We start from the raw sequence: 16,107 nt of genomic DNA, 5'->3' as shown, positions 1-16,107 counted from the left end.
TGAATCATACAATAAAGTTAGCTAATCTATCATCCTGAACTAAAACAATCTTTAATCCACTATCACCGATAAGATAATTAATTCTATTTGGCGGATAATCTGGATCTATTGGTAAATATGCATAACCGGCTTTTAAAATAGCTACCATTGAAACCACTGTATATATATTTCTTTCAACAACCAATCCAATATAATCATTACCTTTTTCTGAATCATTTAGTAGCTTGCTGGCTAACCGATTGGCTAATTGCTCTAGTTCTAAATATGTCATTTCATTATTATCATCACTTAATGCAATTTTATAAGGCGCTATTCTAACTTGTTGTTCAAATAATTCAAGAATAGTATGTTGAACGTTAGAAATTTCATTACATTTACTAAACGAGTCTATAATTTGTTTGATTTCATCTTTGGATGAAATTTGAATATTTGATACTGGAATAGATGGATCTTGAAGTACTTGTTCTACAATGTTTAATAATTGAGAGAGTAATTTTTTTGATATATTTTCATCATAACAATTAGCATTAGTCATTAGTTTTAATTGTAATTGTTCACTCTGATAACCTACTAAAGTCATATCATAATTAGTTTGCTCTCTATTATCTTTTAATTCAAATTTCAATTTATTATCTTTATCCTGCTCCGTTTTATAATAATTTTCGAAAACAACTGCAGATTTAACTAAATCTTTCCCTAAGTTCGTACATTCTGTTTGAATTTCAGCTAATGAATAGTGATCATATTCATTACTTGAAAGGGCTTGTTTTTGCATTTCCTTAAGCAAATCATTAAATTGGCTCTTCTGCTCGGTAACTACTCGAACAGGAATAGTATTTATGAAAAGCCCAATTGTAGATTCGATATTATTTATTTCAACATCTCTTCCTGAAACAACTTTTCCAAAAACTACGTCTCTTTGTCCTATATGTTTTTGAAGTAATACTCCCCAGATTGTTTCAAGGAATGTATTCATTGTAACGCCAGTAGTACGGCAAAGTTTTTCTAGTTGTGTTGTTGTTTCGATGCTAAGTGATGTTTCAGAAATAATAATTTCTTCTGATTCTAACTCGCAATTAGAATTTATTTCAATTTGAGCATTTGTATCATATCCATTTAATAATTCTGACCAATATTTAATCCCTTCTTCTTTCTCAATGAACTTAATAGTTCGAATATATTCTTCATAGTCATAACGACTATGAAGTTCTTTACTGATTTCATGCTTTGAAATACCAGATTCTAACTTAGAATAGAATTGACTTAAGTCATTCATTAAAATCGACATACACCAGCCGTCCATTATAATATGATGGAAGCTAATTACTAATTGAGGCAATTCATTTTCCAAGTGAATGAAAGCTACACGAATTAAACTATCGTTTTCTAAATCAAAACCTCTTCGAACATCCTCTTTTAAGAAGGCTTCTCTTTCCTTTTCTTGATTTTTTGACTGTGAAAGATCTATTTCATTAAATTCAATATCTCTTCCCTTTAACATCACTTGCCTTGGCTCACTTACATTCTGATAAGCAATACTCGTTTCAAGCACGCCGTGCTTTTCTTTTAATAAATCCAAACTCATTTTCAAATGCTCGACAGAATGTAAGCCACTAACAGAATACACACTTTGAACAACATACTCACTTGACTCTTCATTTAACAATTTGTGATACAACATTCCCTCTTGCATCCCTGTCATCGGGATAATGCGATCAACCTCATATCCCTTGTCCGCGTATTTTTGAACAACATTGTTATATTCTTCAAGTGACCAATTTTCTTCCCCAAGGTCAAAAGGTGTTCGGATCGTTTCTTTTTGTTCCAAACAATGTTGAATTACTTCTAATAATTCATCTTTAATTGCTTGGATGAAAACATCCATCTCCTCCTTTACGTACTCTGAACCATTGAAGCTTAAAACTACACTTAATTTTTTATCTGAGATTGCACCATCTAAAGATAATTTGGTATGGAAAGTATCCTTTTCTGAAACATCTCTTCCATGTGAAAGACTGCTCTCTGAAAAATCTTCTCCAGATTGACTAAATTGAAACTCTCCAAGATAATTAAAAGTTAAATCAGGTTCCACTCCTTCAAGAACAGTCTCTCCCAATTCATTAAGAATGCCATAACCGATTCCATGATGAGGAATTCTCCGTAAAGTTTCTTTCGTCTTACTAATATCCATTCCAATAGAATCGCCAAGTTCCTCTAAGACAACTGGATACGTACTAGTAAACCAACCGACAGTACGATCAATGACCATAGAATCCACAATTGCTTCACGTCCATGCCCTTCCATATGAATGGCTAAAGAAGTTTGACCTGTGATCTTGTTCACCGCACGACCAACTGCCGTTAATAATAAATCATTAATTTCAGTTGAATAAGCTGTGCCGGCTTTTTGTAGTAGGTTCTCAGTCTCTTTTTTAGATAAGGACATTGTTACTTTTTGAGGCTCTAAGTATAATCCCTCTTCTTTTACAGGTAATAACAATTTTCCTATATTCACCTTAGACTCAACAGTCTTCCAATAATTCACTTCAGACTGTAATTGAGAGCTTTCGCGATAAGATTGCAGTGCCAAGCCCCACTCCTTGAAGGAGTGAGTTTTAGGAGGTAACTGAATCTCCTTTCCATTTTTAGCAGCTTCATAGGCTACTTTAAGATCCTCTATCAAGATTCTCCAAGAAACTCCATCTACCACTAAATGATGAATACTTAATAGAAGATAATCACCATCTTGTAGCTGAAAGACTCCAGCTCTTAAAAGCGGACCGTTTTCCAAATCCATACTAGCTTGAATTTTAGTAGACTGTTCATCAACCATGGCATACGCTTTTTCCAATGGGAATGCGGTGTAATCATAGCTTTCTACCGCTACAAATTCACTATCCGCTACAGATAGAATGATTTGTTTCCCATCTCTATAAGTAGCTCTTAACATATCATGATGAATGGTCAGCGATCTTAACGCTTGCTTCAAAGGTAGAAGCGCTAATCCCGTAGGGATTTGTAAGAAAACGGATTGGTTAAAATGATGCTTGTCCATTCCTTTGTGAGCCATAAACGCTTTTTGAATTGGAATCAGTGGAACTTCTCCTATAACTTCCGATTGGTCAATCTCTAGCACTTCCTCTTTCACTTGAACGCTTTGTGCGATTCTTCGAGGTGTTTTTTTGTCCATAATATCTGGAACTTTTAAGCTATATCCTTTTTCTCTTAACTTCGAAATAATTCGGATGGCCTTAATAGAGTCTCCACCTAATGAAAAGAAATTCGCATCGATTCCGATTAATCCATCAATATTTAACACATCTTGAAAAACTTGTACAATAGCTTCTTCTCTCTCATTTCTAGGTTCAATATATTCTTCTAGGTCTGTAAAACTAGGGTCTGGCAAAGCTTTACGATCTAATTTACCTGTTCGAGTTCGTGGAAATTCTTCCAACTGAACAAAGCATGCAGGTATCATATATTCTGGTAAGTTTTGACTTAGTTCTTCTTTTAAATAAGCAGGCTCTACAGAAGACTCTGTAATAATGTACCCGCAAATGATCTTCGATCCATTATTTTCTTTCACCAACACTACAGCGTCTGACACTTCAGGTAGTGCTCTTAGTTTACTTTCAATTTCACCCAATTCAATACGGAAACCTCTAATTTTTACTTGTTCATCTATTCGACCAAGATAATCAATATTTCCATCTGGCGTCCATCTCGCTAAATCACCTGTTCGATACACCTTTTGTCCAGGAAGATATGGATTTTCTACAAACTTTTCTTCTGTTAAATCCGGTCTATTTAAATATCCCCGAGCTACTCCATCACCACTAATACACAACTCTCCAGGAACCCCAATTCCGCAAATCTGATTCTCATTTAAAATGAATAGTTGCGTATTTGCAATTGGCTTACCAATTAAAACAATTGAAAGATCCTCTTCACTATTAAAGTTATAACCAGTAGAACAAACTGTGCATTCAGTAGGACCATACAAATTATATACATCCTCTATTTTTTCTCCAATCAGTTCTTTGAGTTGACGTACCAAATCGATTGGCACACATTCTCCTCCAAGATAAACCTTTTCAAATAAGAGTTCTTTTTTACTTGATTTTGTATAATCTACTATAATTTTAAACATTGACTGAACCATTATAACTTGTCTATTTCTCATCAATTCTAATAATTTTTCCGGATTATTTCTATCTTCTTCTGGAACTATAACCAATGTTGCGCCAGTTAATAAGGTAGGAAAGATTTCCATAACAGATCCATCAAAAATGTAATTAAAGAATTGCAAGACCTCCGTAGTTTCCGTATATTTACCTGTATTCTTTTGCCATTCAACTAAATTTATAACATTTTTATGTTCTACAATAACTCCTTTTGGCGTTCCTGTAGTTCCTGACGTATAAATCATATAAGCAGCGTCATCTGCGCTTGATATAATAGATAAGTTATTTTTATTACTTGAATAGCACTCCTCTATATCTAAGAAACTTATATTTTCAAATTTTTCTTTTAAATCTTTAATATGAGAACTTGTTATAACTAGTTTTGTATTACTATCACTTAGCATGAAGTTAATTCTATCCATTGGATACCCTGGATCTAAAGGTAAATAGCCAGCACCAGATTTTAAGATACCCAAAATTCCAGCAAACATTTCGAATGATTTTTCAGAAATAATCCCTACAAAATCGTTCTTACTTATTCCTCTATTTCTAATTTCTTCTCCAATTGAATTTGCCCAATGATTAAGTTCCTTATAGGTTAATGTTTCTTCCTTGTATCTTAGTGCAATTAAGTTAGGGTAATTAGCAACTGTCGCTTCAAATACTTCAATAATATTTCGATCATTCAAATATGTCATCTGAGTATTATTAAATTCTAAAAGTACAATCTGTTTTTCTTGTTCCCCAATCATTTCAATATTTTTTATCTGTATATCTGGTTTCTCTATAATACTCAAAATTATCGAATGTAAATTTTCTAACAACCTAGCTGAGAAAGTATTATTATATATTTGAGCGTCATACATTAACTTCAATGTAAGATTCTCTTCATTCAATACATCTAGACTAAGTGGATAGTTTGTTTGCTCTCTTAGTTTCTCAAAATAAAGGGAGAAATCCTTAGTCTGCTCAATATTAGTCTCATAATAATTCTCGAAACCAACTATGGTAGTGATTAAGCTATCATTATCAGTACATTGGCTTTGAATTTCATTTAAAGGACAGTAATCAAAATTCCCACTTTCAAGTGCTTGATTTTGTAGGCTTGTCAATAATTCAAGGAAAGTGTCATTACGACCTGCTTTTACCCTTACTGGTATTGTATTGATAAATAAACCGACCATTTTATCAATATCTTTTAGCTCTACATTCCTACCGGATACGACTTTTCCAAAGACAATATCATCTTGATTGGTATATCGTTGCAATAAGATTCCCCAGACAGCTTCAATAATCGTATTTAAAGTAACTCCATGTTTACGACTCAATTCTTCTAATTTTTCTTTTTCATCTTTTCTAAGACGGATACTGGCCAATCCAGTTTCATTATTATTTTGTTCAACTTCCCCACACGGTAAAATCATTGCTTGGTTATCATAATCCTCTAATAACTCTTTCCAATACTCAATTCCTTTGCGAATATTTTTTTCTCGCATTAGATACACAAAATCTTCATAAGTTGAACTAATTTTCTCTAAATTATTGATTTGGCAAATTTCTTTCCCTGCACTAATTTCAGTATAGAAATTAAGCAAATCATTAATAACAATTGATGTGCACCATCCATCCATTATTATATGATGGAAACTAAGAATCAAACGGTACTCTTCCTCACTATATTTCACCAAAATAGCTCTAATTAAATTATCATCTTCTAAATCAAATCCTTTTTCCATATCAAAACGGCAAACCATATCAAAATCACTATTTATATTGACAGATGTACTTAAATCAATTTCATTTAATTCTACAGATCTTCCTGTAATTACTGCCTGTCTATACTCACTTACTTCTTTATGAATAATACTAACTGATAGTGCAGGATATTTTTCTTGCAATAAATTTAAACTTCTACTTAGGTATTCTTTATTTACTTTTCCTTCTAGTCTAAATATATTTTGAACAAAATAAACAGATGAATCAGGATTCTCTAATTTATGGAAAAGCATTCCTTCTTGTAAAGAAGTGAGTGGATAAATACGATTTAATCCTTGATTTTTGCTTTTCAATTTTCTTTCAACATTTTTATACTCAGATAGTGACCAAGATAATTCACCTTTATCTGAAGGTGTAGAATGTACATCAGAGGACATACAATGAGAAACAACTTCATCTAATTCATTCCTATAATAATCTTTTAACTTATGAATGAAGCTCTCTTCAAATAGTCCAGAATCATATATTAATGTAACATTCAATTCCTTTTCGATGACTACACAATCTACTACTATAGGGCTTCCAAATCGATTAAACTTTGAAACTTGCTCACCGTGGTCAGTATCTTTAATTTTAAGAACTAGCCCATTATTTTCTTGAGAAAAATTCCCCAAATAATTAAACGTAATATCTGGAATTTCATCTTTTAATACTTTATCGCCACAATATTTAAGTACCGAATAACCAAATCCATGATTTGGGATTTTCCTGAAATTTTCTTTCGTATTGCAAAGATCATCTGATATGCTCTTACCTATATCTTTTATAGAAACAGGATAAATTGTAGTGAACCAACCAACAGTTCTATCAATTGGTACGTATTTTCCAATCGACTCCCTTCCATGGCCCTCCATCAAGATAGAGATATCTGTTTGCCCTGTCAATTTGTTAATTGTACGGAAAAGAGCAGTTAACAATAAATCATTGATTTCTGTATTATATGCTTTATGTGAATTGTACAAAAGATTATTTGTAGTCTCTTCAGATATTTGAAATACTTCATACTCAGTTCCAACTTTTTCGGTAACTGCTTTATTATCAAAATGACTGTTTGGAATGTTCTTTTCCACTTCTAACCAATAAGGAATTTCTGAAGATAATTTATCTGAATTTCTGTATTTATGTAATTCTTCACTCCACTCTTGAAAAGAAACAGTCTTATTAGGAAATTCAATTTTTTCACCATTTCTAGTTTTTTGATAACCATAGTTTAAATCCTCAGCAATAATTCTCCAGGAAATACCGTCTATTACTAAATGATGAACACAGATAAGTACATAGTCTTTATCTTTAGTTCTAAAAATAGCCCCTTTTAATATCGGCCCTTCTTCTAGATTTAATAACTTTTGAATATTATTCCCTTCGCTTAATATCATTTCATTTATTTTATTTTGTTCATTTAAATGCATAAGGTCAAACAAAAGAAAATTAAAGTCATTTTCATCATAATCAGAAATAGGCTTTATAATCTGATTACCGTCTTTACTATACTTTGCTCTTAACATATCGTGATGTTGAACTAAGCAAAAAATAGTTTGACTTAAAATATCTGAATCAACTTGTTCTTCGCTCTCAAATAAGACAGACTGATTAAAGTGATTTGGCTCTTCCATGTCGGATTCAAAAAATTGACTTTGAATAGGAGTCAGTTTAACATTCCCCGTAATTTCAGATTGATTAATTGTATATTTTTGAATCTTTTCGATAGTTTTAGCAATATTCCCAACAGTTTTTTCTTTAATTACTGATTCCATGGATAAGTTAAAACCTTTTTCCCTTAGGCTGGATACCATACGAATCGCTTTTATTGAATCACCACCGTAATCAAAGAAATTTGAATTTAAGCCCACTTTTTCAACCCCAAGAACTTCTGAAAAAGCATTTGCTACACATATACTTTCAACAGAGTCTGGTTGAATATACTCTTCACCATATTCAAATATTGGTTTCGGTAATGATTTTTTATCTATTTTACCATTTAATGTAAGAGGGAATTCATCTAGTTTTATAAAATGTGCAGGAATCATATAATCCGGTAAATTATTATCTAATTTATCTTTCAAATCAGTAATAGCAATCTCTGAATCTTCAATAATGTATGCACATAGATATTTTTCCCCTGCATCCTCGGTCAAAATTACAATTGCATTTTTCACCTGTGCAATCTCTTTTAATCGACTTTCAATTTCCCCGAGTTCAATTCTAAATCCTCTAAGTTTTACTTGATCATCAATTCTACCTACATATTCAATATTGCCATCAGGTAATTTTTTGACTAAATCTCCAGTACGATATAAGCGCTCTAAATAATTTTGGGGATGACAAACAAATTTTTCTTGAGTTAAAACGTCTTGATTTAAATAACCTCTAGAAATTCCTATCCCACCTAGATACAATTCACCAATTTCACCGACTTCACATTCAACTCCTTCTTGAAAGATATATGCAGTTGTATGGCTAATTGGTTGTCCAATAGGAGTTTTATTACTAGTTTTCTCCAATTTTTTTATTGGATGAAATAATGAAAAGGTAGTTGCTTCAGTCGGTCCGTATATATTGTAAAAAGCCAAATCATCACTTTTGTATTTTAAAAATAGCTTCACATGTTCTTCTGACGCAGCTTCCCCACCAACGTATAATTGTTTTAATAAATTGAATGCTGCTGCATCTAAACTGACAAACTGATTAAATAGGGCCGTTGTAATAAACATAGTATTTATTTTTAAGTTTCTAATTACATCTTTGAATAAATTTATATCACCTAACAACTCTTTTTCAGCTATATGAACATGGCCGCCATTTAGTAAAGCACCCCAGATTTCAAAAGTAGATGCATCAAAAGATAAGGATCCTGTTTGTAAAATAGAAACATCCTCAAAATTACAATAATTAGTCTCTTTTACTAATCTAATAATATTCCTATGCTCTACCATTACTCCTTTTGGGGTTCCTGTTGTTCCAGATGTATAAATTAGATATGCCAAATCTTCTGGTTTCACAAGAGTAGAATTATTCTCATTAATAAAATAATCAGAATAATCAATTTTGTTCAAGTTTAATATTGGAGTTTGAAGCATTAAATGCTTCAAACTCTCCTCATGCTGCGTCAAAATATAATTGGTTCCACTATCTTTCAACAAATACTTAATTCTATTGTCTGGGTATGATTCATCTATCGGCATATAGGCAAAACCAGCTTTAATAATGCCTAATATTCCAATGATAGTTTCTGCTGTTCTTTCAGCTACAATTCCAATGTATTTTCCATTCCCAATAATTTCATTTCTGATTTTATTGGCAACTATTTCTGATTTCATATCTAATTCTTGATAAGAAATCTCAGTGTTTTTATCAGAAACAGCAATTTTTCCTGGATGCTTTTTTACTTCTCTTTCGAATAAAGTTATTAAATTATTTTGGAAAATAGAAGAATTTTCTTGGCTATCAAATACTTCAGGATTTTGTATATTTAATGTTTTCTCGGACATTTTTTTCACTACCTTCAGTTTAGTTAATTTGTAAATATGGGTTAACTTTTTCCTGTAAAAGATCTTTGATATTTTTATTACAGTTCTCAAATACTGGGTAACGAACTATTAATTTATCTTCATATTTACTGAAAGTTATCTCTCTTGCTGCTTCATAATTATCAGAACTTATGTCTTCAATATATTCTTTGTAATTCATTTCATAGAGACCTAAATAATTAATTAACAAAACTCCGTCCATCAATTTAAAGTTTTCTCTAAAGATATTGAGCCAATTTAAACCAAAAACTTTTTTCATTACCTTAACTTGATTAATTTGGTCTAGTATTGAGAAATTTGACTTTTTCATTAATGGAAGCATATCAATTATAGGTCCAGTTTGATTCATAAACTTATGGTCAATACTGCTTCGTTCTTCTTGCACGAATTGCAATGGAACTACATCACTTCCATTAGTAAGTTTATTTTCAAAGACTATTACATCTAATATCCTTTCTATTAGACCCCATATTTCTTCATCAAAATTAGTTAATATCTCTTCTGGAATTTTTACAACAGCAAGTTCTGCACGAACAATTTTATTTTGATAATTTAAACGAGAATAAGTTATCAATGAATTCTCATACTCTGAAATAAATTTAGTTAGTTCTTGATCCTCATTTTCTACTAATTGATTAGAAAGTTGTGCATAATCAGCATACCTACTTCTAGAAATATTAGGTTTTATTCCATTCTCAAGTATTTCGATAAGTTCATTTTTTAAGATCAATGAACTTGCCTTGTCCCAAACACTATGATGTGATGAAATATGGATACTAAATGTAACTTCATCTTCATGAACAATAAAAATATTACTTAATACATCCCATTCATTCATATTTTTATAATGATCAATAGACTTAATTTTTTTCATTGTTTGATCATACGTTTCTAAAGAACTGTATCTCAAATCAACATATTCAATACCTTGAATTTCATCACTTGAAATTTCACCTATTAGATTTAATCCATTAGTTTTTAGCAATACACTTCTTAATGAACCATGCTCTTTGATCAAATACTTTGTAGCTTCAATGAAATCTTCAGCATGATAGGCTCCTCGAATAGTAAATTCATCTTGAATAATTGAATAAGGAAATGTTAAAAGATACTCCTGTATTGGAGATGGCGAATAAAAATCAATTTTATCCATGTCAATTAGTTTTTGTAAGCTGTCTCTATCAAATTTCTTATGCCTAATAATATTTTCGCTAATCTCATTATCAGAAAGAGTCATTTTAAATTCCGACCTTGACATATTGTCCTTAATTTTTTCATAGTCTTTCATATCTAGAATATAATTAGGAAAACTTCCGGCTCCATATTCAAGTTTATCACCTCTAAAACTCTGTTCTTTAAATTTAAGGTAATATTTTCCACAAACAGAATACGGTATTTAACTTTATCAACCAAAACGACTTTTTCTTTACTATGAATATATGTTCCATAATTTTGTGAGATATATTCATCTAAATTGAAATTTACATTTACTTTTGTTTCTTTTGTAAGTAATAATTTTTCATTTCCAAAGAATTCACTGATTTTTCGCGCTGATTTTCTATCCATTATCTCTCTAATGTTGCAGTCATAACCTTTTTTCCTAAGCATTGAAATAACTTTAATAGCTTTTAGTGAGTCACCACCATAATCAAAGAAACTATCAGTAACGCTTATTCTTTCAGAAACCTCTAGAACTTCTTTGAATATATCAACCACTACCTGTTCGATACTATTTCTAGGTTCTTCATACTTGTTCTGTACGATCAATTTAGGAACTGGCAATGCTTTTTTATCAACCTTCCCTGACTTGGTTTTCGTGAATTCTGTTACTGTCATCATATAGTGCGGGACCATATAGTCAGGTAAATCTCTCTCTAAACTTTTACGAATGTAATCAAAATCAATTGTTTGTTCACTTAAAATATATGCACATAATTCATGATTGTTATTAATCATCTTAGGTATCACGATTGCATCTTTCACACCATTAATTAATCTGAGATTTCCTTCAATTTCACTAAGCTCAATTCGATAACCCCGAATTTTTACTTGCTCATCAATTCGACCGAGATACTCAATATTCCCATCTGAAGTCCATCTCGCTAAATCTCCGGTTCTATAAATACGTTCTTCAGGGTTATACGGATTCTCAACAAACTTTTCTTCTGTAAGTTCAGGTTGATTGACATATCCTTCACTAACACCTTCACCTGCAATACAAAGCTCTCCTTCAATCCCAACACCACATAGTTTATTCCCTTTCAAAATATATAACTTTGTGTTACCGATAGGCTTACCAATTAATACTTCTTTGATTTTTTCTTTTGAATTAAATCTATAGTAAGTTGAACAAACTGTTGTTTCTGTTGGACCGTATACGTTAAATACATCATCAATCTTTCCATTAGAAATATTTTGATATTTTCTTATCACATCTAAAGGAAGACTTTCGCCTGCTAGAAATAATTTATCGAATGAATTAAATTGTTCTATCATATTATTTTCAATTGCATAATCCATTAATGCTATAAAAAGAGACGGTACTATTGTCAATTGGCGATCTTTGAACATATTAATTAAAGATGAAGGTTCATTTCTGTACTCTTCGGGCACAATTTCTAAGGTAACACCTGATAATAAGGCCGGGAATATTTCCCAAACAGATCCGTCAAATATATAGTTAAAATACTGTAAGACAACCGTTTTATTATTAAACTCCGCATTATTTTTCTGCCATTCTACTAAATTTAGTACATTCCTATTATTAATTTTTACACCTTTAGGATTCCCAGTTGTCCCGGAAGTATAAATGATATAAGCTAAATCTTCTATATCATTTATATGTGGTAAGTTTGGGATACTTTCAACACTAATATCATCTATAGTAATCGATTTATATTTATTTAAAACTTCTGAACTCAATGTTTTTCCGGAACCTTGCAATATTACATTAACTGACGCATTATCAAGCATATAATTCACACGTTCATTTGGATGAGATGCATCAATAGGTAAATATGTTGCCCCCGATTTCAATATTCCTAATATACCAGCCACCATTGCATTACATTTTTCTGTCACAAATGCCACTACATCATTTTTACCTACCCCGAATTTCTTAAACTATAGCCAATACAATTAGCCCAATTATTCAACTCTTTATAAGTAACGAGTTCGTTTTTAAATTTTAAAGCTACTTTATCGGGATTATTCTTCACTACATCTTCAAATAATTCTACAATTAATTTAGAATTAGCAAAATTCATCGTAGTATTATTAAAGCTATTAATCACCAGATTCTTTTCTTCTTCATCAATAAAATCAATTTCATCAATTAAAATGTCATTTTTAGTGATTGCTTCTTTGATAATTGTTACGAAATGATTAGAAATTGAAATAATATCATTTTCTGTGAACTTATCTGTTTGGTACATGAAACCAAACTTTAAAGCTTCATCTTTATAAGCTGCTACAGTTAAAGGATAATTAGTCTCTTCTCTACCGCTTAATAATTCCAATTTAAGCGATGTTTCTTGTGAACTTTCTTGAGTGTAATAATTTTCGAAAGCAATTACTGTGTGAACTAAATCATTCTCTAAATTTGTACATTGCGATTGTATTTCTGCTAACGAACAATAATCAAATTCACTACTTTTAATGGCTTGTTTTTGTAGCCTTGATAGCATACTTAAAAAGGTCTCTTTGTTTTTGTTTCAACTCTAATTGGAATTGTATTAATAAACAACCCAACCATATCTTCGATACAGGTATATCAATATTCTACCTGATACAATTTTCCCATATACAACATCATTTTGATTTGTGTAATGTTGCAATAATATTCCCCATGCAGCTTCTACAAAAGTATTTAATGTTAAACTTTCAAATTGACATAATTCTTCAATTTTTTGGGTGTCTTCTATACTTAAATGCACTTCATGTACTTGAATTTCTCCATCAATTGAATTGTTTTCTATAGATCCTTTGATTATAGACTCATTGTCATAGTTCTCTAATAATTCTGTCCAATAGTTTCGCGCGGCTATTTTGTCATTTTTTTGCGTTAATCGAATATAACTCTCATAATCATATCTAGATGATAAATTCTCATGAATTGTATTTTTTTGTACCTCTGACTCCAATTGAGAATAGAACTGGATCAGATCATTCATCAAAATTGAAGTACACCAGCCATCCATTATAATATGATGGAAGCTAATTACTAATTGAGGCGATTCATTTTCTAAGTGAATGAAAGCTACACGAATTAAACTATCGTTTTCTAAATCAAAACCTCTTCGAACATCCTCTTTTAAGAAGGCTTCTCTTTCCTTTTCTTGATTTTTTGACTGTGAAAGATCTATTTCATTAAATTCAATATCTCTTCCCTTTAACATCACTTGTCTTGGCTCACTTACATTCTGATAAGCAATACTCGTTTCAAGCACGCCGTGCTTTTCTTTAATAAATCCAACTCATTTTCAAATGCTCGACAGAATGTAAGCCACTAACAGAATACACACTTTGAACAACATACTCACTTGACTCTTCATTTAACAATTTGTGATACAACATTCCCTCTTGCATCCCTGTCATCGGGATAATGCGATCAACCTCATATCCCTTTTCCGCGTATTTTGAACAACATTGTTATATTCTTCAAGTGACCAATTTTCTTCCCCAAGGTCAAAAGGTGTTCGGATCGTTTCTTTTTGTTCCAAACAATGTTGAATTACTTCTAATAATTCATCTTTAATTGCTTGGATGAAAACATCCATCTCCTCCTTACGTACTCTGAACCATTGAAGCTTAAAACTACACTTAATTTTTTATCTGAGATTGCACCATCTAAAGATAATTTGGTATGGAAAGTATCCTTTTCTGAAACATCTCTTCCATGTGAAAGACTGCTCTCTGAAAAATCTTCTCCAGATTGACTAAATTGAAACTCTCCAAGATAATTAAAAGTTAAATCAGGTTCCACTCCTTCAAGAACAGTCTCTCCCAATTCATTAAGAATGCCATAACCGATTCCATGATGAGGAATTCTCCGTAAAGTTTCTTTCGTCTTACTAATATCCATTCCAATAGAATCGCCAAGTTCCTCTAAGACAACTGGATACGTACTAGTAAACCAACCGACAGTACGATCAATGACCATAGAATCCATAATTGCTTCACGCCCATGCCCTTCCATATGAATGGCTAAAGAAGTTTGACCTGTGATCTTGTTCACCGCACGACCAACTGCCGTTAATAATAAATCATTAATTTCAGTTGAATAAGCTGTGCCGGCTTTTTGTAGTAGGTTCTCAGTCTCTTTTTTAGATAAGGACATTGTTACTTTTTGAGGCTCTAAGTATAATCCCTCTTCTTTTACAGGTAATAACAATTTTCCTATATTCACCTTAGACTCAACAGTCTTCCAATAATTCACTTCAGACTGTAATTGAGAGCTTTCGCGATAAGATTGCAGTGCCAAGCCCCACTCCTTGAAGGAGTGAGTTTTAGGAGGTAACTGAATCTCCTTTCCATTTTTAGCAGCTTCATAGGCTACTTTAAGATCCTCTATCAAGATTCTCCAAGAAACTCCATCTACCACTAAATGATGAATACTTAATAGAAGATAATCACCATCTTGTAGCTGAAAGACTCCAGCTCTTAAAAGCGGACCGTTTTCCAAATCCATACTAGCTTGAATTTTAGTAGACTGTTCATCAACCATGGCATACGCTTTTTCCAATGGGAATGCGGTGTAATCATAGCTTTCTACCGCTACAAATTCACTATCCGCTACAGATAGAATGATTTGTTTCCCATCTCTATAAGTAGCTCTTAACATATCATGATGAATGGTCAGCGATCTTAACGCTTGCTTCAAAGGTAGAAGCGCTAATCCCGTAGGGATTTGTAAGAAAACGGATTGGTTAAAATGATGCTTGTCCATTCCTTTGTGAGCCATAAACGCTTTTTGAATTGGAATCAGTGGAACTTCTCCTATAACTTCCGATTGGTCAATCTCTAGCACTTCCTCTTTCACTTGAACGCTTTGTGCGATTCTTCGAGGTGTTTTTTTGTCCATAATATCTGGAACTTTTAAGCTATATCCTTTTTCTCTTAACTTCGAAATAATTCGGATGGCCTTAATAGAGTCTCCACCTAATGAAAAGAAATTCGCATCGATTCCGATTAATCCATCAATATTTAACACATCTTGAAAAACTTGTACAATAGCTTCTTCTCTCTCATTTCTAGGTTCAATATATTCTTCTAGGTCTGTAAAACTAGGGTCTGGCAAAGCTTTACGATCTAATTTACCTGTTCGAGTTCGTGGAAATTCTTCCAACTGAACAAAGCATGCAGGTATCATATATTCTGGTAAGTTTTGACTTAGTTCTTCTTTTAAATAAGCAGGCTCTACAGAAGACTCTGTAATAATGTACCCGCAAATGATCTTCGATCCATTATTTTCTTTCACCAACACTACAGCGTCTGACACTTCAGGTAGTGCTCTTAGTTTACTTTCAATTTCACCCAATTCAATACGGAAACCTCTAATTTTTACTTGTTCATCTATTCGACCAAGATAATCAATATTTCCATCTGGCGTCCATCTCGCT

General features: G+C 32.0%; 5 protein-coding genes and 1 pseudogene. All 6 read right to left on the bottom strand.

All coding sequences use genetic code 11. The features are described 5' to 3' along the window. Positions 1 to 4 precede the first annotated feature (4 nt). Positions 5 to 9,448: an amino acid adenylation domain-containing protein gene (locus AB1279_RS00030; protein WP_429757431.1), complete on the bottom strand. Its 9,444-nt coding sequence runs from the start codon at positions 9,446 to 9,448 to the stop codon at positions 5 to 7. Between the two features lie 19 nt (positions 9,449 to 9,467). Further along, positions 9,468 to 10,724 carry a hypothetical protein gene (locus AB1279_RS00025; protein ID WP_429757430.1) on the bottom strand — a complete coding sequence of 419 codons (1,257 nt, stop codon included), beginning with the start codon at positions 10,722 to 10,724 and terminating at the stop codon, positions 9,468 to 9,470. Between the two features lie 53 nt (positions 10,725 to 10,777). Next, positions 10,778 to 12,577: a non-ribosomal peptide synthetase gene (locus AB1279_RS00020; RefSeq protein ID WP_429757429.1), complete on the bottom strand. Its 1,800-nt coding sequence runs from the start codon at positions 12,575 to 12,577 to the stop codon at positions 10,778 to 10,780. 14 nt (positions 12,578 to 12,591) lie between these two features. Beyond that, positions 12,592 to 13,887: pseudogene (locus AB1279_RS00015) on the bottom strand (condensation domain-containing protein). Between the two features lie 192 nt (positions 13,888 to 14,079). Then, positions 14,080 to 14,265 (bottom strand): hypothetical protein, encoded by a 186-nt coding sequence (locus AB1279_RS00010; RefSeq protein WP_429757428.1) that lies wholly within the window; start codon positions 14,263 to 14,265, stop codon positions 14,080 to 14,082. Next, positions 14,226 to 16,107: condensation domain-containing protein (locus AB1279_RS00005; protein ID WP_429757427.1), on the bottom strand; the 1,882-nt coding region annotated here is incomplete at its 5' end. The genes AB1279_RS00005 and AB1279_RS00010, both read right to left, overlap by 40 nt.

It is taken from the genome of Bacillus sp. S14(2024), from assembly GCF_050473785.1.
In the GTDB taxonomy this organism is placed as follows: domain Bacteria; phylum Bacillota; class Bacilli; order Bacillales; family Bacillaceae_G; genus Bacillus_A; species Bacillus_A yunxiaonensis.
Note: the sequence above shows the minus strand (reverse complement) of the source record. Positions and strands in the feature narration are given on the sequence as shown.